Annotated in this window: 16 protein-coding genes; 11 read left to right on the top strand and 5 right to left on the bottom strand. The window is 44.9% G+C overall.

All coding sequences use genetic code 11. The features are described from left to right. Nucleotides 1-94: 94 nt before the first annotated feature. The gene (locus tag ACK1U4_RS08940) at nucleotides 95-1,036 is read right to left on the bottom strand and encodes a hypothetical protein (RefSeq protein ID WP_419401292.1); all 942 of its coding nucleotides are present in this window, start codon (nucleotides 1,034-1,036) and stop codon (nucleotides 95-97) included. Nucleotides 1,037-1,221: 185 nt separating this feature from the next. Here ACK1U4_RS08940 and ACK1U4_RS08945 point away from each other — a divergent pair, with 185 nt between their 5' ends. Further along, nucleotides 1,222-2,457: a lipoprotein-releasing ABC transporter permease subunit gene (locus ACK1U4_RS08945; RefSeq protein ID WP_419401291.1), complete on the top strand. Its 1,236-nt coding sequence runs from the start codon at nucleotides 1,222-1,224 to the stop codon at nucleotides 2,455-2,457. 26 nt (nucleotides 2,458-2,483) lie between these two features. Next, on the top strand, nucleotides 2,484-3,164 hold the full coding sequence (gene lolD, locus ACK1U4_RS08950; protein ID WP_419401290.1) for a lipoprotein-releasing ABC transporter ATP-binding protein LolD: 681 nt from the start codon (nucleotides 2,484-2,486) through the stop codon (nucleotides 3,162-3,164). Here the strand turns inward: lolD and ACK1U4_RS08955 are convergent. Continuing rightward, entirely contained in the window at nucleotides 3,161-3,937 is a 777-nt protein-coding gene (locus tag ACK1U4_RS08955; RefSeq protein WP_419401289.1) for a YdcF family protein, read from the bottom strand. The genes lolD and ACK1U4_RS08955 overlap by 4 nt on opposite strands. 71 nt (nucleotides 3,938-4,008) lie before the next feature. Between ACK1U4_RS08955 and ACK1U4_RS08960 the strand changes: the two genes are divergently transcribed. From ACK1U4_RS08960 to ACK1U4_RS08975, 4 genes are all read left to right on the top strand, one after another. Next, entirely contained in the window at nucleotides 4,009-6,960 is a 2,952-nt protein-coding gene (locus ACK1U4_RS08960; RefSeq protein WP_419401288.1) for a ComEC/Rec2 family competence protein, read from the top strand. A gap of 151 nt (nucleotides 6,961-7,111) precedes the next feature. Continuing rightward, complete coding sequence (gene sppA, locus ACK1U4_RS08965) at nucleotides 7,112-8,218, top strand: signal peptide peptidase SppA (RefSeq protein ID WP_419401287.1); 1,107 nt, start codon at nucleotides 7,112-7,114, stop codon at nucleotides 8,216-8,218. A 214-nt stretch (nucleotides 8,219-8,432) separates the two neighbouring features. Then, a complete protein-coding gene (hisD, locus tag ACK1U4_RS08970) occupies nucleotides 8,433-9,728 on the top strand; it encodes a histidinol dehydrogenase (protein WP_419401286.1) in 1,296 nt (431 codons plus the stop codon). Between the two features lie 114 nt (nucleotides 9,729-9,842). After that, entirely contained in the window at nucleotides 9,843-11,423 is a 1,581-nt protein-coding gene (locus ACK1U4_RS08975) for a TerC family protein (RefSeq protein WP_419401285.1), read from the top strand. A gap of 234 nt (nucleotides 11,424-11,657) precedes the next feature. On the opposite strand, the gene ACK1U4_RS08980 is transcribed toward ACK1U4_RS08975, so the two are convergent. After that, a complete protein-coding gene (locus ACK1U4_RS08980) occupies nucleotides 11,658-12,380 on the bottom strand; it encodes a pantothenate kinase (RefSeq protein WP_419401284.1) in 723 nt (240 codons plus the stop codon). 17 nt (nucleotides 12,381-12,397) lie between these two features. Beyond that, on the bottom strand, nucleotides 12,398-13,363 hold the full coding sequence (locus ACK1U4_RS08985) for a biotin--[acetyl-CoA-carboxylase] ligase (protein WP_419401283.1): 966 nt from the start codon (nucleotides 13,361-13,363) through the stop codon (nucleotides 12,398-12,400). A 206-nt stretch (nucleotides 13,364-13,569) separates the two neighbouring features. On the opposite strand from ACK1U4_RS08985, the gene ACK1U4_RS08990 reads away from it, so the two are divergent. From ACK1U4_RS08990 to ACK1U4_RS09000, 3 genes are all read left to right on the top strand, one after another. Beyond that, complete coding sequence (locus tag ACK1U4_RS08990; RefSeq protein WP_419401282.1) at nucleotides 13,570-14,385, top strand: sulfite exporter TauE/SafE family protein; 816 nt, start codon at nucleotides 13,570-13,572, stop codon at nucleotides 14,383-14,385. 72 nt (nucleotides 14,386-14,457) lie between these two features. Beyond that, nucleotides 14,458-14,676, top strand: coding sequence for a hypothetical protein (locus tag ACK1U4_RS08995; protein WP_419401281.1), 219 nt, complete (start codon nucleotides 14,458-14,460; stop codon nucleotides 14,674-14,676). Further along, the gene (locus tag ACK1U4_RS09000) at nucleotides 14,666-15,052 is read left to right on the top strand and encodes a hypothetical protein (RefSeq protein ID WP_419401280.1); all 387 of its coding nucleotides are present in this window, start codon (nucleotides 14,666-14,668) and stop codon (nucleotides 15,050-15,052) included. Before ACK1U4_RS08995 ends, ACK1U4_RS09000 begins: the two co-directional genes overlap by 11 nt. 69 nt (nucleotides 15,053-15,121) lie before the next feature. On the opposite strand, the gene ribA is transcribed toward ACK1U4_RS09000, so the two are convergent. After that, nucleotides 15,122-15,742, bottom strand: coding sequence for a GTP cyclohydrolase II (gene ribA, locus ACK1U4_RS09005; protein WP_419401279.1), 621 nt, complete (start codon nucleotides 15,740-15,742; stop codon nucleotides 15,122-15,124). Nucleotides 15,743-16,001: 259 nt separating this feature from the next. Between ribA and ACK1U4_RS09010 the strand changes: the two genes are divergently transcribed. Next, nucleotides 16,002-18,164 carry a 1-deoxy-D-xylulose-5-phosphate synthase gene (locus ACK1U4_RS09010; RefSeq protein ID WP_419401278.1) on the top strand — a complete coding sequence of 721 codons (2,163 nt, stop codon included), beginning with the start codon at nucleotides 16,002-16,004 and terminating at the stop codon, nucleotides 18,162-18,164. 245 nt (nucleotides 18,165-18,409) lie between these two features. After that, nucleotides 18,410-19,243: an inositol monophosphatase family protein gene (locus ACK1U4_RS09015; RefSeq protein ID WP_419401277.1), complete on the top strand. Its 834-nt coding sequence runs from the start codon at nucleotides 18,410-18,412 to the stop codon at nucleotides 19,241-19,243. Nucleotides 19,244-19,287: the final 44 nt, after the last annotated feature.

The following is a 19,287-nucleotide window of genomic DNA, read 5'->3' on the forward strand; positions in this document are numbered from 1 at the left end:
GAAGAATGACACCCAACATAAACCATTCAAATTGTTGGGTATCGCAAGCTCTACCCAACCTACGATTTGGTTAAATGGGTAAGTCCTAAACAAGTCAAACGTTTTGATTTTCTTGAAAAATCGTTCCTTGTAGCCAAATATTGGCTTGAATATAGTCACCGACAACAATGTCTTCTGGAATGGCGGTACTGTTGACAGCCATCCGTACGACCACAGGATTATCAAGGCTTTCACGTAAAATCACCACGTCCAATAGCACAAATTCTATCCCATTAAAGGTGGTGGTTTGTTTACCCAATACTTCGCCTTGACACCACGCTTCGTCTTGCTGACCGATGGTGTCGCCAAATAAATAGGCACACATATGCCCCACATTGATTTCGATGGGTTCAAGTGGTAGGTCTTCAGCGTTGGGTTGCCATTGGGCGATTTGGGCTTGCAGGTCGGCTGGGGCGACATTGTTGTTTTTCATCAAGATGTCATTAAAGGCTCGGTGATAGCGGATGGCTTCTGGCTCGGTGACGACAATGACTTCTGAGGTATTGCTAAGGTTGACGCTGTAGGCAAAGGCACTTAGATTGATGCGATAGCGTTTATTTTTTTCGTAGTGAGGGGCATTGACGGCATAATATTGGTCAAAGGCGTACAAAATCGTACCATCGTCATTTTTGAGGCGTAAAATGGCTTCAACTTGGTCATGGCATTGGTAGATGCCTTCAATGGTTGCCCATTGTCCGTAGGGACTATTGACGCAAGGAAAGGCGTTGATAAAGCGTTCTGGTTTACCATTGTCACCCAATTTGACAATTTGGTTGAGGTGAATGGGTTGGTTGCCAGACAATAATAGGTGTTCGCTTGGGCTGTCAGCTAGCGGTTTGGGTAGGGTCGCTGTGTCAATGTGACTTTGTAGCCAGTTGGGGACATCGTTGGCAATGTCTTGGGTAAAGCATGACCAGTGGTCAGCGTGTCCAACAGCTTGTTCGCAGTTGAGCGAAATGCAGTCAGGGGCATTGCTTGCTTGGGTGGTTAAGGTCATGGTTACCTCCTGTTTAAATGTTGCTTTATTTATGGGGGCGGTGTTTTATTTTTCACCTGTTTTTTGCTGAATTATGTGTATTTAAAGTTATTTTTAGCAAAAATGCAAAGAAACTGGGGTGGTTTTTTGGCAAAAATGTGTCAGACTATTAGTTTATCGTTTTTATTAACAAAGTGGAATGTGCGATGTTTCGACCATTAGCCTTGTTCGTGGGGTTGCGTTATACCCGTGCCGAACGTAGTAACCGTTTTATTTCTTTTATTTCCTTGATTTCGATGATTGGGCTAACCCTTGGTGTGGCGGTGCTGATTACCGTGTTATCAGTGATGAATGGGTTTGATAGAGAGCTGAAAAACCGCATTTTGGGCATGGTGCCTCAAGCGACTGTCACCGCCAATGAAATTATTCCCAATTGGCAAACGCTGTCCCAAGATATTAGCAAAAATCCCAAAGTCGAGGCGGTTGCCCCTTTTATCCAATTACAAGGGATGTTGACGGCAAATGGGCAAGTGGCTGGCATTATGGTGACAGGCATTGAGCCGAATTATGAGAAAAAAGTGTCGATTATTCATCAACATATGGATGCAGGTAGTGTTGATAGTCTGACCGCAGGGACTTTTAATATTGTTATTGGGAAAAATTTATCGGATTCTTTGGGCGTGACGGTGGGTGATAAAGTCACTTTGGTGCTACCAGAGGCTTCGCCTTCGCCTGCTGGGGTAATTCCACGCTTTAAGCGGTTTACCGTGTCTGGGGTGTACGATATCAGCCCAGAGGTCAATAATGTGATGGCATTTATTCCGATGAGTGATGCAGGTAAATTGCTACGTTTGCCAGATGGGGCTCAAGGGATTCGCATGAAACTCAAAGACTTGTTTTCTGCCCCACAAGTGGCTCAGGAGTCGGCACGGCTTCAGCCAAAATTATTGATACCAAATGATTGGACGAGTACGCATGGTAATCTATTTGGGGCGATTCAGATGGAAAAAGCCATGGTTGGGTTATTGCTATTTTTGATTATTTTAGTGGCTGCCTTTAATATCGTGTCGTCATTGGTGATGCTGGTAACGGATAAAAAAGCAGATATCGCTATCCTCAAGACCTTTGGGGCATCGCCTAAGCTGATTACCCAAATCTTTATGGTGCAAGGTCTGTTTATTGGGGTAATTGGCACGTTGGCAGGCACGGTGCTAGGTGTGGTGATGGCGTTGTCCGTCAGTCAAGTGGTCGGCTGGGTGAATAAAGCCTTTGGCTTACATTTGTTTGATGCGTATTTTGTCAATTATTTGCCGTCACAGCTTGAGTGGCAAGACGTGGTGATTATCGTGGGAGCGTCATTGGTGATTAGCTTTTTGGCAACGATTTATCCTGCGAAACGAGCCGCCAATATCCAACCTGCTCAAACATTACGTTATGAATAACCGTTAATTTTTAATAAGAAGCAATGATGAAAGAAATTTTAAAAGCCAAAAATATTACCAAAGTCTATCAAGATGGCAAAACCACCACCACGGTGCTAAATGGGCTGGATATCAGTGTCAATCAAGGCGAGCGTATTGCCATCGTGGGAACGAGTGGCTCTGGCAAAAGTACCTTATTGCATATTTTGGGCGGGCTGGATGTGCCGACCTTAGGTGAAGTGTGGCTTCATGGGCAACTGCTAAATAGTTTAAACGAAACCCAACGAGGCAATCTGCGAAATCAACATTTGGGGTTTATTTATCAATTTCACCATTTGTTGGCAGAATTTACCGCTATCGAAAACGTGGCAATGCCATTGCTAATGCGAAACGAAGTCCCCATCAGTGAGGCACATGACCAAGCGGTTGATTTGCTGAAAAAAGTCGGTTTGTCACACCGTTTGACTCATCGCCCCGGAGAATTATCGGGTGGTGAGCGTCAGCGTGTGGCGATTGCACGAGCGTTGGTGACTAAGCCGTCATTGATTCTGGCAGATGAGCCGACAGGTAATTTGGATTTTGCCAATGCCAATGCGGTGTTTGAAATTTTATCTGAGCTTCAATCAGATTTTAATACTGCTTTATTGATGGTGACACATGACCGCCAATTGGCTCAAATGGCGGATAAGCAGATGGCATTACAAAATGGCAATTGGGTGACGGTTTAATATTCCCCCAATACCCACCCACTGACAAAGGCAAAATATTCTCGTAACCAAGCGTTATAGCGAGTGGATAAAGGCGTTTCACTGCCAATCGCATAAACCTGCTGATAGCCCTGTTTTTTGGCAATTGCATTGGCTCGCAAGGTGTGAAAATCACTGGTGACAATCGCAATGGGTGCGGATAGGGCGATGCCGTGCTGTGCCAATAGTGGTTGGCTATTTTTTAGATTCAATTCCGTACTGGTGCTTTTATCTTCCAAAACCAGTTGTGATGGTGATAAATAATGGATTTTTATCAAATAATTTTGCATTGCTTGGGCTTCGCTATCAGTTTCCCCCACATCCACGCCACCGCTTAAAATCACAGGGGCGGTGGGGTTTGCTTTGGCGATAGGGACGCTTGCGTCCAAGCGTTTGGCTAGGGTGGGTGTGGGCTGTCCATCTCTTGAGCCTGACCCCAACACAATAATGGCGTTTACTGCAGGGATATGTTCAGTGTTTAACAAATGCGTTCGCAGATACCCCACAAACACCACCAAACTAATCAGCCATCCGACAAAACCAAGCATGCCGAATCGCCATAGCTGTTTTAGTTTGGGATGGCGTTGCAAAAATTGTTGTAGCGACTGCCATTGTAAGGTATGCCAAAGCATTGCCAAACCAATCAATAACGGTAAAATTGTCCCCACATTGACTTTTCTCATTGCCAATAACACCACGCTATCAATCAGCAAAATCCCTGCAATCAGCAACAGCATACCCTTAAAAATCCGCATAAACTCATGTTCCTAATAATTAATGATTGCCTAATGATAAGCGATTGGCTAAAATTTTGTGTGAAAAAATAATGGATTTATCACAAGGAAGTCAGATGGCATTGTGGCTATGGGTTTTGGCAAGTTTGTTGGGATTTTTAGCCGTTATGCCATTGGTAAGCCATGCCCCAACATTCGCCCAATTACCTACCGACCCTATGCTATGGCAAACGTTGAGTGGGGGCAGTGGTGGTATTGCAATAATTGTCACCTTACTTACCTATATTTATCGTCATAAGTTTGTTAAAAACACCTCGCTTATCAATTATCATAGTTTAGCCATATCCCTATTGTATGGCGTGATGACGCTTGCGGTATTGGTCAGCAGTAGTAGCTATGGCTTGGCGGATTATTTTGCCTATCAACAACGTTTGTTAATATCGCCCATCACCGCCACTGCAACAGTGCGTGTGGGGCAAATCAGTGATAGTATTAGTGATAGTATCGTGTTGCCTCAACGCCATGATAACGCACCGCTAACCATTGGCACATTGACCCCTCGCCATGTTTGGCAAGTTCAAGCCTTACACTTTGATAATCCAGATAGCGTTAACCTTGCCGAAGCTGATGGTAATGACGATGAGGAAATGCTTGATTCGGCTGATATGGCAACTACCAAACCCAATACCATACCTTTACCATTAACCGTGTTGGTAACTGCTAATTTAGAAAAGCACCCAGATTGGCAAGCTTTGCTGAATCAGCTTTCCCCTAACCAAACTATAAAAGTCAAACTCGCCCTACGACTGATTACCCAACCACAAAACGCCCCATTACCCAATCATGCCAAACGAGTGAATCTCGGCTTTGATGAGGCGATGTGGCTACGTCAACGAGGGGTGCAAGCCACCGCTGAATTATTGAGCGTTGATAAAAACAGCTTCAAAAATAGCCTAAGCAATTCCACGCAAAATACTGATTTAACACGCACTAGCCAATCTAATTCTACCCTTGCCAACCCATTGACCACTATCAAAACAACAGCAGAGCAGTGGCGGTGGCAATTTCGGCAAAAGTTATTGGCTCATTTAAAGCAAGCGATTGCGAAACAAACCATTGCGGAAAGTTCGAGTCAGTCCGCTCAATTGGTTGCTACCTTGACAGATAGCCATGCGATTTTATTGGGATTATTGACAGGTGATAGGGGGCTGATGACCGCTTCCCTCAAAAATCAATATCAACTAACAGGGATTAGTCATTTGCTAGCAATTTCTGGGCCTCATGTGCTGATGCTTGCCAGTGTGCTGTCGGTGTGGGTGCTGTGGTTGGTGAAACTGGTTTGCCCTCGGCGGTTGCGAGTGATGCCAAGTAGTCTGCTGATGCTGTGGGTCAGTGTGGTGGTGGCGGGTTTTTATGCGATGTTGGTGGGCTTTGAAATCCCTGCCCAACGCACGTTTTGGCTATTATTGGCGGTGACATTGGCGACTCAATGGCTGATGGGGCAACGTCCGTTTCGAGTGTTGGCAGGCGTGGGGCTTGGTATGATGTGGTTTGACCCCACGGCTGTGCTACAGGCAGGGTTTTGGTTGTCATTTGTGGCGGTGGGGTTGTTGATGAAATTTAGCGAAACGTTTAATCAACAGTATCGCACCCTAGTATGGCGGGATAACGACCAAGTTTTTGCTGAAAATTGTCGATTGTTTGTCAGTGCGTTTAGCCATCAACTATGGGCATTGCTAAGTTTGCAGTTATGGCTGTTTGTGTTGATGATGCCGATTGTGCTGTGGTTTTTTGGCAAAGTATCTTTGCTCAGTGTATTGGTCAATTTGGTGGCTGTGCCGTTGTTGGGGCTGATAGTCGTGCCGTTGGATATGTTGGCAGGCGTGTTGTCATGTGTGCCAGTGGTGGGCGGTTGGCTGAGTTCACCGATTTGGACAGCTTTATCCATGCTATTGCAGGCGTTTCATCATGGGCTAGAAGCCTTTATACAAGCAGGATGGGCAAAGCAATGGTATGTGAGTTTGACCCAAGGGCAATTGGTGCTGTGTGGGTTGGCGATTTTGCTGTTAGGGCTAAAAAATGCTGTGCCGAAGCTGTTGGCTGTGCCTTTATTGATGGCGGTGGTGGTGATGCGTGTGGAAATTGTCAAACACACCGCACCGCAACTCATCGTGCTAAACGATAAACAACTGACCATCAGTCTGTTGGTATCACCACAGCAAACATGGCTCATTTTGGCGGATAATTCAACCCATCATGGCGTGGGTAATGATAAACAAAAATTTTATTATAACAAACTTTCTCAAAATCCTTTGGCGAGCCAATCCTCAAATAAGGATTCGACCAATTATTTATTAACCAATCGCATTTATCCGTTATTGGCAAAATATCAAGTCAGTAAACTCACTGGCGTGATTAGCCAAACGCCAAGTGAATCGGTCAATCAGCTAATACAGCAATTGGCATTAGGCGTGCCGATTCAGCAGTATTGGCTGGCAGGGATGAATCCCCTTAAGCCCTTGAAGGATGATAAAGGTAAAGCATGGGCATTTGAACAAATTACCCCCAAAGCCTGTCAACACGGCATGACGTGGCAAAAGGATGGCGTCAGTGTGCAAGCGGTGACAGGGTGGCAATTAGATTTAACTAACGCTGACATTAGCGAAGCGGATAGGCAAGCCACGCAAAGTTGCTTTATCAAAATTACTGCTTCTCATGCTTCAATCGCACAAGATACGCAAATACCTTCTAATTCTGCCCCATTTTCTGCACTTCTAACCGCAGGGCGTAGCCCACTGCCTATGCAAATGCAAATCGCCATGTGTCAGACTTCGCCCAGTGCTTTACTGATTCATGCCAGTGCTACGCCACTTGATACAGCGTGGATTGGGGAAATTCAGCCGAAACAGGCATATTTTCTCACCTCGCCATTTGCTCGTGATCGCTTGAGTGAGTCACAGTTATTCGCATTGGCAAGTCGAGATAAAACCTTGAGTTTTTACCAATCTCATCAAATTGGCGTGGTAGCGTTTGAAATGCGGTGATAAATTGGGGATTGGTGAGCAAGAATAGCGTAACAGCTTGTTAACAGGCGAGTTATTGTAATTTTTTTTGAAAGCCCCTATCATGGCAAATTGATGGTGATTTTTCACATAATTATCAAAATACAATGATTAAGTAAATTAAGGAAACCTCATGTCAGACAACTGGCCACCAGACCCAAACCGTGATAATTCACAAACTCAGCCACAGCCCAACTCTCAGTCACCCAATCCACCTTACATGGGCGAGCAGTATGTAGGGCAACCATATTCAGGGCAAGAGTGGCGATTGCTCGAAAAAACCTTGATGGCAAGCATTGTCGAACAACGCCGTGCCAGACGTTGGAGCATCTTTTTTAAGCTACTGACTTTTGGTTATATCATTTTGGTCGGTGTGTTGATGGCAAAAGGCTGTAGCCCCACCGCCACCAAAAAAGGCATGGCGGATATTGACATGGCAAGCCCTCACCTTGCGGTGATTGATGTCAATGGCGTGATTAGTGCCAAAGACGAAGCCAATAGTGAATCTATCAATGAGGCATTGACCGAAGCCTTTGACAATGAGCAAGCCAAAGCCGTGGCATTACGCATTAATTCTCCGGGTGGCTCGCCTGTACAGTCCGATGAAGTATGGCAAACCATGACCGAACTGCGAAAAGCCCACCCCAATAAAAAACTGTATGCCGTTATTGAGGATATGGGGGCATCTGGGGCGTATTATATCGCTTCAGGGGCGGACGAAATTTGGGTCAATCCATCGAGTTTGGTCGGTTCAATCGGTGTCATCATGCCAAGCTACAACATCGAAGGCTTGATGAATAAATACGGTGTCAAAGACGGCACGATGACCGCAGGTGAGCATAAAGACATCTTGAGCATGAGCCGTGATTTGACCGAGTTTGAACGCACCCACGTGCAAGGCGTGTTGGATAATACGCATAGCCACTTTATCAATGCTGTCAAACAAGGGCGTGGCAACAAACTCAAAGACCCAGAAGGTAATCAGCTATTTTCTGGGTTGTTTTGGAGTGGTGAGCAAGCGATTAACTTGGGATTGGCTGATAAAAAGGGCAGTATTGCCAGTCTTGAAAAACAGCTAAAACTGGATAATGCAGTGGTGTATAACGAAGAAGACCCAATGAAAAAAGTGTTTGGTAAATTTGCTAGCCAAATCGGTCATGGGATGGGTGAAACTTTTTCTAAAAGCTTTGCCAATCAAATGACCAGTGGTGCAAATGCCAATGATAAAGGCATGCAATAAATTGGACTTCTTTGGCGTATTTGAATAAAGCCCAGCCGAAGTTAGAAGCTTTTTTGCGTAACTTCAGTTATTCATAGGATTTACGTAAATGTTGAAGGTATGTTGTGTTTTGCGTAATTCCTAATGAATGTGAGATAAAACCCCTTTATGGTGCAAAATCTTGGTAAAATACCTTATACTTAGGTATATTTTATCAAGAATTAAGGGCAACACCATGCGTATTTTATCCACCCAAGACAGCGGTTTTCAGCAACAACTTAGCGAACTTCTCGCCTTTGAAACCGTCAACGACCCCCAATTACTCGCCACAGTCGATGACATCATCGCCCAAGTCCGCCAAGGCGGTGATGAAGTCGTGCTAAAACTCACCCAACAATTTGACCGCCACCCAGCGACCAGTTTTAGCGAACTCATCATCACTCAAGAGCAACTCAAAACCGCCTTTGACAACCTCACAAGCGAGGTCAAAACCGCCCTAGAGCTATCTGCCGAGCGTGTCCGCACTTTTCACGAGCGACAAGTGCAGACCAGTTGGACATTTACCGACACCCTTGGTAACATGCTTGGGCAACAAGTCACGCCCCTTGATAAAGTCGGTATTTATGTACCGGGGGGATTGGCAAGCTACCCCTCAAGCGTGCTGATGAACGCCATTCCTGCCAAAGTCGCAGGGGTGGGTGAGATTATCATGGTCGTGCCTGCTCCTAATGGCGAACTCAATCCGTTGGTGTTGGCGGCGGCATATTTGGCAGGCGTAGATAGAGTCTTTACCATTGGTGGGGCTCAAGCGGTGGCAGGGCTGGCTTATGGTACGGCAAGCATTCCACAGGTCGATAAAATCACAGGGCCAGGTAACAAATATGTGGCGGCTGCCAAACGTGCAGTATTCGGGCAAGTCGGTATTGATATGATTGCAGGGCCGTCCGAAGTGTTGGTATATGCCGAAGGTTCACCCAATGACAGAGCAGACTGGTTGGCGATGGATTTGCTGTCGCAAGCCGAGCATGACACGGTGGCTCAGGCGATTTTTGTGACGACTAGCGAAACCCAACTTCAAGCGGTGCAAGCCGAGATTGACAAAGCCTTAGCGATTTTGCCAAAAGCCGAGATTGCCAAAACTGCGATTGCTAATCGTGGGGCGTTGATTTTGGTCAAAAACCGTGCCGAGGGCATGGCGGTGATTAACCAAATTGCCCCAGAGCATTTGGAATTATCGGTGGATAATCCTAATGAGCTACTAGGCGACATTCGTCATGCAGGGGCGATTTTTATGGGGCGTTATACCCCAGAGGCGATTGGTGATTATTGTGCGGGTCCAAACCACGTATTGCCAACGTCTGGCACGGCTCGGTTTAGCTCACCGCTTGGGGTTTATGATTTCCAAAAGAAATCGTCATTGATTTATTGTACCCAAGAAGGTAGTCAACAGTTGGCAAAAACGGCGGATATTTTGGCAATGGAAGAAAACCTTGAGGCTCATGCAAGGTCAGCACGCTATCGTTTGCAATAGCACTCACAAAATAACATTGATTTTTTGCATGGATTTGTTAAAGTAGTGCTTTAATTTTGTTTTGAGCGAAAAATCCTTTTCCATTATTGTAAAATCACAGAATAATTCACCTATATGATAGAACTTCTTACCGACCCATCCGCTTGGTTGGGTCTAGCCACCTTAGTGGTACTCGAAATTGTCCTCGGCATTGACAACCTTGTGTTTATTGCCATTTTAGCCAACAAACTTCCCCCTCACCAACGTGCCAAAGCTCGCAATATGGGACTGGGGCTTGCACTGCTCATGCGTCTGATTTTGCTGTCAATGATGTCGTGGCTGATTACCTTGACTGACCCGATTGTGACGATTGGCAGTTTTGGGCTGTCCGTGCGAGATTTGATTTTGATAGTCGGTGGGGTGTTTTTGCTGTTTAAAGCCACCCACGAGCTACATGGACGGCTTGAGGGTAAGCCTGAGCATACTGGCGAAAGCAAGGTACACGCAGGGTTTGTCGCTGTCGTTGCTCAAATTGTTATCCTCGATGCGGTGTTCTCGTTTGATGCCGTGATAACTGCTGTCGGTATGGCAAAACACCTTGAAATTATGATGGCGGCGGTGGTCATTGCGATGGCGGTGATGATTTTGGCGGCCAAATCGTTGACCGAATTTGTTGGTCGTCATCCCACCGTGGTGATTTTATGTCTTAGCTTTTTATTGATGATTGGCTTTAGCTTGATTGTTGAGGGCTTGGGCTTTCATATTCCAAAAGGTTATCTGTATGCAGCGATTGGTTTCTCGATTCTTATTGAGGCGTTTAACCAGTTTGCCATTCGCAATCGCACCAAATACGAAAGTCAAATCCCAATTCGTGACCGTACTGCCGATGCGATTTTGAAATTAATGGGCGGTAAAACCCAGTCACAATCGCAAGAGAGCGGTATCACCCCAGAGAATAATGCCGAAGCTTTTGATTTTGACAGTATGCCATTCGCCCAAGAAGAACGCTATATGATTAGCGGTGTGTTGGCGTTAAATGAACGAGATGTGCAGACCATTATGACCCCTCGTAGCGAGATTTCATGGGTCAATCTGAATAGTAGCCGTGACGAAATGCGTCAACAATTATTGGACACACCGCACAGCTTATTCCCTGTGTGCCGTGATACCATTGATAAAGTGCTGGGCGTGGTGCGTGCCAAAGATTTGCTCGATTTGCTTGATAGCGAAGTCGTGGATATTAACAGTGCCATCAAACCACTGCTTGCCAAACAACAGCCTGTGTTTGTGTCCGAAACCATTGATAACTTAAAGTTATTAAATATGCTAAAAACTGCCAAAGGTAACTTGGCATTGGTGATTGATGAATATGGGCAAGTGGCAGGCTTGGTGACACCACTGGACGTGCTAGAGGCGATTGCAGGTGAGTTCCCAGATGAAGACGAAACGCTTGAGATTGTCAAACATGAGGATTATTGGCTGGTTGAGGGAACGGCAAGTTTGCACCAATTGCGTCTTGAACTTAACGACCCAGATTTCTTGATTGATGCTGACCAGTTTACCATTGGGGGCTATTTGATTTCGCAGTTGTCGGACTTACCACAAGTCAATGATACCTTGAGTATGGAAGGCTATGTGTTTACTATTTTGGAAACGGCAAACTCTCGGATTTTATCGGTTAAAGTCGAACAAGAAACCAATCATACGCCGTTATAATATCAAATGTTATCATTATTGATAAATCTATGATTTTTAAAATAATTTACCTTCGTAAGGTGCGTTCCACGCACCCTTCAAAATCAATATACTCAATAGGTGCGTTAGTTTAATTTATGGCGGTATAGCCCCCTCTTTCGTAAAGAGGGGGTTGGGGGAGATTCAAAATCTTAAACAGAGGGCGTATTCAATACGCCCCTACAAACATTCATTTTAAAGCTGACATTGAATTGCTTATCTGTCAAAAAAACGTTGTAATCCAACTAGCAATAAATCCTGTTTTATCATGGGTTTAGTAATTAAATATGGCTCAAAAATCGGCGCATCACCGCCTGTCATCACGAGGGTAAAGTTGGGGTGTTGTTTGAGCACTTCATTAATCGCCCCAACAATCGACAGTAAAATCCCTCGATGTACGGCATCTTGCGTGGTCGTGCCTGCCTGTATGCTGTCAAACGTGCCTTCGATAATGCTAATTTGCCGAGTGCCTGAAAATAACGCTTCACGTTGCAGATAAATACTGGGAAAAATATAACCACCTAAATGTTTGCCTTTATCAATCAAATCAATGGTCAATGCCGTGCCACAGCCGACCACGCAGAGTTGTTGGTCTTTATCTACCGCCCCTAACATCTGAAGCCAACGGTCGACCCCCAACTGACTGGGGTTGTAATCACTGCTCATCACTGGATGTCTAGCACTGACTTGGGCAAACTCAAAGGGTGTGTTGAGCCGTGTCAAACTTTCCGCCACTTGATGATTGACCGCTTGCCCCAATACCGAGGACACGCCGATAAAGTCAGGGTTTAGCCGTTCAAAGCGAAAGGTCAAGCCTTTAAGCAGTTCGGCAGGGGCTTGTAGGTGTTGTTCTGCGGACTGGTCGAGTACCGTGCCTGTGTTATCGGTGAGCCAATATTTTAAGCGAGTATTTCCCAAATCTAGCCATAATTTTGTCATGTGTTTTCCTAAACAATCTAAAGCACCTGTATCGTGCCTGTCCAGATAGGCATTATTGTGCCGTCATCTTGTAAAATTTGCAAACTACCATTGCTATCAATGCCGTGAGCCGTACCGATAATGGGGGCTTTGTCGGTCATGGGTAAGTTGATTTGGAGTTTTTTACCTGTTAAAACATCGGCTTTAGCAAAATCTTGGATAAACTGAGTGACGTTACTCGGCTCGCTAAAACCATTGAATTGGGTGATGGCATGGCAAATCGCTTGTTCAATTGGGGTATAAAAATCATGGATTGCTAAGGGTTCTGCCACAAAGTCCTGTACGCCAATCGCTTGATAATTCAGTCCTTCTTGGGTGGTAGCGGTCAAAGTCGGTGGATGGCTAATATTCACCCCAATGCCTACCACCACGCCCAGCATTTTGCCTTGTACGCTGACTGGCTCAATCAAAATCCCTGCGAGTTTTTGAAATTGCGGTTGTGAGTTATTTTGTTGGTAAAACCCCACATCATTGACCCATTTTACCCCAATTTTTGGTAGGTTTTGTTGTTCTTGGGTTTGGTTAAGTTGCTCAATCACTGGCATTTTAGCAAGTTGATAGCCCACACATAGCGATAACCTACCATCTAGGCTTTTATCTAAAAAAACAGCGTTTGAATCATCGTAGGGTGTGTTATCCGTACCATTTAACATGGTCGCAGATTGGTCGGTAGAACTCACCCTACGATTCGGTATATATAGCGAAAGATATACATTTCCCAAAGGCGATTGCCAACTACGACCGTGTTGACCTCGTCCACCAGTTTGGGTGTCTGCGGTGAGGCGATGGGGGCGAGTGTAGTGGGGGCGTTGGTGGGAGAGCGGAGATTGCTCTTGATAGCTTAGGGCTATCCAGTCTATCAGTTGGCTGTTGGTCGAGTGGGTGCTAGCGAGGTGGGTATGGGGAAGTTGAGGTAAAGTTAACTCGGTTTTACAAACTTTCATGGTGCGATTTGCCTAAATCCTTGGGTAACTTGCTATAATAGCCAACGGTTTTATCCAGTTCAACGGTGTTTTGGCAAATTGTTATCGTCATTCCTGCGGATGCAGGAATCCAGTGTCTTTTGTGTTAATCCGAATGTTGAAAGCATGGCATAAAATAAGGGTCTAATCTCAATGTACCATCATGGTACAAAAATAGTGAGCAAATCATGTTAATGTACGTTTGGTTTTTATTGGCAGGGGCATTTGCAGGCACGTGTGCTGGCTTGTTTGGCGTGGGCGGTGGCTTGATTATCGTGCCTGTGTTGATGGCGATTTTCTCGGCGTATGGCTATTCGCCAGAGGTCATCACCCATCTTGCGGTTGGGACATCACTTGCCACCATCATTATCACCTCCATCAGCTCGATACAATCGCACCACAAGCGTGGTGGCGTGCGTTGGGATGTATGGAAAAATATGTCGATTGGCTTGGTTATCGGTAGTCTGTTCGGGGCGTATGTGGCAGATATGCTTAAAGGACAAGTGTTGGCGTTTTTGATTGCAGGCATGGCGTTGTTTATGGGTGTGCAAATGCTGAGGGCAAAAAAATCCGATGCTCCCACGCAAGGTCAGTTACCATCTGCTTATGTGCAAGGCGGTGTCGGTGGCTTGATTGGTTTGGCTTCGGCAGTGTTTGGCATTGGTGGGGGTAGCTTTACTGTGCCGTTTTTAAGCCGTTTTGGGCTAGAGATGAAGCAAGCAGTCGGCACGTCATCAGCCTGTGGCTTGCCAATTGCGGCAGCTGGGGCGTTGGGTTTTATGTTTTTTGGGCGTGATGTACAGGGCTTGCCGTCTGAGGCGGTGGGATTTGTGCATGTATCAGCGTTTATTTGTATTTCGGTGATGAGTTATATTTTTGCTAAGTTTGGGGCAAAGTTAGCTCATCAGTTGCCAGCCAGTACGCTAAAAAGGGCGTTTGGGGGATTGTTGCTGATTGTTGGTACAAAAATGATGTTAGGGGCGTTGGGCGTGAGTTTATTTTAGAAATCTATTATTTTTATGAACCGTCAATCAATATCTGTTAAAATAATTAGCAAAACTTGTATGGAGTAACAAATGGCTTTAACAACATTTTCTACACCAGTATCTGAGAGCAGTAATCAAGATTTTGCAACAAAAGCAGTTAAAGTTGATGATTATGTATTATTAGTTGATAAAGAACGCCTAAAAAAAGCATTGGACTCAGGTTTCGTTGATTTACCAAAAGAAGTAAGCGGTTCACAGCAAATTCACGAATTTTTATTGGCTAAAGGTAAGCAACTCAATGTCATTTGATGTGTCTTTTTCGGTAAAATTTCTCAAAGAATATCCTAATTTTCCAAATGAGCAACAACAAGCCATTAGCAATTTTGTAGATACTTTTTTGCAGTTTGGTTTAGATTTTAGCAAGTATAAAGGGAAGATTGCCCCATCTTATCGAATGCAAGACAAATTAAGTGATAACTATGATTTTGTTTTTAAAAACAAATTATGGCATTATCATTTAGGCTTGCCACGTTATGTTGCCAGTAATTACGGTACTTATCATACTTCAGATATGATTTTACACTTTCAAAACCTATCAGCTACAACCATTAAAATTGTTGATGTCACTAGCCATTATAAAGTGACAGGTGAGTTTTGGTTACCAACTGACGATTATCTAGATTAAACACTTGCATCAGGTATTCAAAAAAATTCGGGATATTTTATGCAATTTTTTCTTTTTTATGTAAAACACTCATTCAATTAGATGCCCCATTTTATCTTTTTTGGTTTGTAAATAATCTTGATTGTGTTCATTTACCCCAACTAGCAGTGGCACACGCTCCACCACCTCAATGCCTAAATCGGTCAAATAATTGATTTTATTTGGGTTGTTAGTCAAGACTTTTACCTTATCTACCCCAACGTGCTGTAACATCGGCAAACACATCTCATACGTCCGCCCATCTGCAGGTAAGCCGAGCAACAAATTCGCCTCAAGCGTATCATGCCCTTGGTCTTGCAAGGCATACGCACGGATTTTATTGGTCAAGCCAATCCCTCGACCTTCTTGACGGAGGTACAAAATCGCCCCACAGCCATAGTCTTGAATCATCTGCATGGTGGCATTGAGCTGAGGACCACAGTCGCATTTGAGTGAGCTAAACGCATCACCTGTTAAGCATTCGCTATGAATACGAATCAGTGGGATTTTATCTTTATCATTATTGGGTAAGCCCACGGTCAGCATGACGTGTTCGGGTTTTGGTTTGCCTTGCAAATCGACAGCGGTAGCGTCATCGTCTTCAAACACATGAATGTCAAACAGTCCATGAGCAGTCGGTAGTTTAGCTTGACTAATAAATTGATAGGACACACACAGCTCCAATGACAAGGAATTTATACAAAAACAATAATACTAAGACTTACGCAAACATGTCATTTTATTGGTTGGGTCGACATATAAGACCCAACATAAATGATTGACAATATGGCTAAAATGGGGTGAGTTTTGGCAAATACCATCATTTTTTCACCAATTTTGCACATATCGACCACGTGACAAAGGTGTTTCAACCCCAAAAAAATGCTATTATGCCACATAATTTATCACATTTACCATTTTAGCCGATATCATGCCAACATCTTTGACCTCTATTATTCATAGCCAAATCAATACCAACACTCATCCATGTCGTCAGTTTGAGCAGTTGCCGATGTTACGCCCATCAACGCCCTTACTTGATACGGTGGATAGTCCTGCCGATATTCGAGGCTTTAACACGGCACAGCTTGCCCAATTAGCGGACGAGCTTCGAGAGTTTTTGCTATATTCCACAGGTGTGAGCGGTGGGCATTTTGGCTCAAATTTGGGCGTGGTCGAGCTTACCATCGCCTTGCACCATGTTTTTAATACCCCCCAAGACCAGTTGGTGTGGGATGTCGGTCATCAAGCCTATCCGCACAAGATTTTGACAGGCAGACGAGATCGCCTCACCAGTATCCGTAGCAAAGATGGTTTGACCGCCTTTCCAGAGCGTCACGAGTCCGAGTTTGATACCTTTGGCGTGGGGCATTCATCGACAGCGATTTCGGCAGGGCTAGGGATGTCGCTTGCCATGCGTCATCGAGGCTTGAACCATAAAGTCATCAGCGTGGTCGGTGATGGGGCGATGACTGGCGGTATGGCGTTTGAGGCGATGAACGATGCAGTGCAACAAAACGCTGATTTGATTGTGGTGCTAAATGACAATGATATGTCGATTTCGCAAGCCACAGGCGGTTTTTCAAAGCATTTGGCGACCCTTTGGCAACGAGAATTGGCGGTTGATATTGATAAAAACGGCAATGCGATTCTCACCAAACGCATGATTTCAAGCGAAGATAGACGTATTCGCCATTATTTGCACATGGCAAATGAGGCAATTAGCGACTGGACGATGCGGATTCCCAATAAAATCAGCGAGAAACTTGCTGAAAAAGGCATTCCCACCCCATCCCAACTGGAAACCTTGCCTGAAAAACTTGCCAATAAGTTTCTTGAGGAAGTGTCACCACAAAATCTATTTAAAGCCATTGGCTTTCAATATTTTGGGCCATTTGATGGGCATGATGTGGCAAAATTGGTCAAGGTATTTGAGCGTGTCAAACAGCTTAAAGGGGCAGTGCTAGTCCATGTGCATACCGTAAAAGGTAAAGGCTTTTTACCTGCTGAGGGCGACCCCATTACTTACCATGCGATTGGTAAATTGCCTAAGCCATCTGCTGATAATACTCAACAAAATACTGATAATACAGCCAAAGTTTCACCCAAAAAATATTCCGATGTTTTTGGTGAATTTATCACTGATAAGGCCGAAACCGACCACAATCTTATGGCAATCACCCCTGCGATGGCAGAAGGCTCTGGTATGGTGGGGTTTGCCAAAAAATTTCCCAAACAATTTTTTGATGTGGCGATTGCCGAACAGCACGCTGTCACCCTAGCAGGCGGTATGGCGACCCAAGGCGTTAAGCCGATTGTGGCGATTTATTCGACCTTTTTGCAACGTGGCTATGACCAACTTATCCATGATGTGGCTCTGCAAAACCTTGATGTGACCTTTGCCATTGACCGTGCAGGGCTTGTGGGTGAGGATGGAGCGACTCATGCAGGGGTGTTTGACATTGCCTTTATGCGGACTGTGCCGAACATGGTCATCGCCACGCCAAAGGATGAAAACGAATGTTATAACTTGCTAAATACTTGTTATGAATATCAAGGCTCAACGGCGGTGCGTTATCCTCGTGGCACAGGGGTGGGCGTGGCGATTGATAAAACGGCTAAACCGTATCCGATTGGCAAAGCCGTGCTAGAAAAAGCCTTTAACCAAACGGATAAAGCCCAAGCCGATAAAAATGCAACGACAAATCCCAAAATTGCATTACTGGTGTTTGGTACGATGACCCATACTGCCATCCAAGCGTGTGAAATTTTATCCAAGCCGTATGCAAACGTGGGCTTTTCGGTTTATAATATGCGGTTCGTTAAACCATTAGATACCGAACTGCTTGATAGTTTGCTCACCGAGGGTTATCAGTTTGTCACTCTTGAGGAACACCAAATCATGGGCGGTGCAGGCAGTGCGGTGAATGAGTATTTACTTGCCAAAGCGGTGCAAAGCGGTGTCAACTCACCCAACATTGTCAATATTGGCATTAGCGATGCCTTTATTCCGCATGGTAGCCATGCACAACAGTTGGCATATTGCGGACTGGATGTGGATGGGGTGGTGGAAAAAATTAAACAACTATTATAGGAATTACGCAAATATCTTCTGTAGGTTGGGTGGAAATATGACACCCAACACAAATGATTGATAATGTTGGGTTTCGCAGGCTCAACCCAACCTACTATAAATTGATTCTGACTGGTGCGTGTGACGCACCTTACATTTCGGTTGTAGGGGCGTATCACACGCCCATCGCAACAATGATATAGGGCGTATGCAATACGCCCCTACGCAACCAAATTTTATTTTATCTAAATTATGAAAGGTCAATTATGGAACCAATGGTCGTCATGGCAGCCAAAGCTGCTCAAAGAGTAGGTCAAGAAATCTTAAAAGCCCACCAAAACCGCCACACCCTAGAACTCAAAATCGAGAGCAAAGGGTTGGATGGTCTAGTCACCCAAATCGACCGCTATAGCGAAGAGTTGCTGATTGCGTTGCTCAAAGAAAGCTACCCCAATCATTCGTTTTTGGGTGAAGAATTTGGATTACAAGAGGGCAAAGGCAACGACAAAGATTGGTGTTGGGTGATTGACCCATTGGACGGTACACATAACTTTATTCATGGCTTACCGCATTTTTGTGTATCCATCGGTATTCAGCATAAAGGCGTGACCCAACATGGCGTGATTTATGACCCAGTGCGTGATGAGATGTTTTCTGCCAGTCGTGGCAAAGGGGCAAGACTCAACCAACGCCGTATCAGCGTCAGCGAACAAAAAACCATTGATGGTGGATTTTTTACCACAGGGCATCCGATTGAGCGTTTGCGTGGTGAGAGTAAGCATTCGTATGCCAAAGAGCATTTTGCCACGTTACAAGCTATCTGCGAGCAGGGTGGTCAAGTACGCCGTCTAGGCTCGGCAGCGTTGGACTTGGCGTATGTGGCAAGTGGGCGTTTTGATGGTTATTTTGAGATGTCGATTAAGCCTTGGGATATCTGTGCAGGTGAGTTGATTGTGAGTGAGGCTCGTGGCGTGGTTGTTGATGCCAATGGCTCGCACAATGCGATGGATACAGGGTCGGTGTTTGCGTGTAATGTGAAATTGTTAAAACCGCTGATGCAAACCGTTGTGCCATTGTGGGGTGAGGCGGTTAAAAGTTAATTTAAAGAACATTATTTAATAATACCCTGTTATAATTCATAGCA

The organism is Moraxella sp. TY6, from assembly GCF_048551375.1.
Classification (GTDB): Bacteria; Pseudomonadota; Gammaproteobacteria; order Pseudomonadales; family Moraxellaceae; genus Faucicola.

Bases quoted from the DNA above. Each gene is read 5' to 3' on its own strand.
- ACK1U4_RS08990 (WP_419401282.1), top strand. From the start codon at position 13,570: ATGTTAATGTACGTTTGGTTTTTATTGGCAGGGGCATTTGCAGGCACG.
- ACK1U4_RS08955 (WP_419401289.1), bottom strand. From the start codon at position 3,937: ATGCGGATTTTTAAGGGTATGCTGTTGCTGATTGCAGGGATTTTGCTG.
- ACK1U4_RS08995 (WP_419401281.1), top strand. From the start codon at position 14,458: ATGGCTTTAACAACATTTTCTACACCAGTATCTGAGAGCAGTAATCAA.
- hisD (WP_419401286.1), top strand. From the start codon at position 8,433: ATGCGTATTTTATCCACCCAAGACAGCGGTTTTCAGCAACAACTTAGC.
- ACK1U4_RS08980 (WP_419401284.1), bottom strand. From the start codon at position 12,380: ATGACAAAATTATGGCTAGATTTGGGAAATACTCGCTTAAAATATTGG.
- ACK1U4_RS08975 (WP_419401285.1), top strand. From the start codon at position 9,843: ATGATAGAACTTCTTACCGACCCATCCGCTTGGTTGGGTCTAGCCACC.
- ACK1U4_RS08960 (WP_419401288.1), top strand. From the start codon at position 4,009: ATGGATTTATCACAAGGAAGTCAGATGGCATTGTGGCTATGGGTTTTG.
- ACK1U4_RS08940 (WP_419401292.1), bottom strand. From the start codon at position 1,036: ATGACCTTAACCACCCAAGCAAGCAATGCCCCTGACTGCATTTCGCTC.
- ACK1U4_RS09015 (WP_419401277.1), top strand. From the start codon at position 18,410: ATGGAACCAATGGTCGTCATGGCAGCCAAAGCTGCTCAAAGAGTAGGT.
- ACK1U4_RS08945 (WP_419401291.1), top strand. From the start codon at position 1,222: ATGTTTCGACCATTAGCCTTGTTCGTGGGGTTGCGTTATACCCGTGCC.
- sppA (WP_419401287.1), top strand. From the start codon at position 7,112: ATGTCAGACAACTGGCCACCAGACCCAAACCGTGATAATTCACAAACT.
- ACK1U4_RS09000 (WP_419401280.1), top strand. From the start codon at position 14,666: ATGTCATTTGATGTGTCTTTTTCGGTAAAATTTCTCAAAGAATATCCT.
- lolD (WP_419401290.1), top strand. From the start codon at position 2,484: ATGAAAGAAATTTTAAAAGCCAAAAATATTACCAAAGTCTATCAAGAT.
- ACK1U4_RS09010 (WP_419401278.1), top strand. From the start codon at position 16,002: ATGCCAACATCTTTGACCTCTATTATTCATAGCCAAATCAATACCAAC.
- ACK1U4_RS08985 (WP_419401283.1), bottom strand. From the start codon at position 13,363: ATGAAAGTTTGTAAAACCGAGTTAACTTTACCTCAACTTCCCCATACC.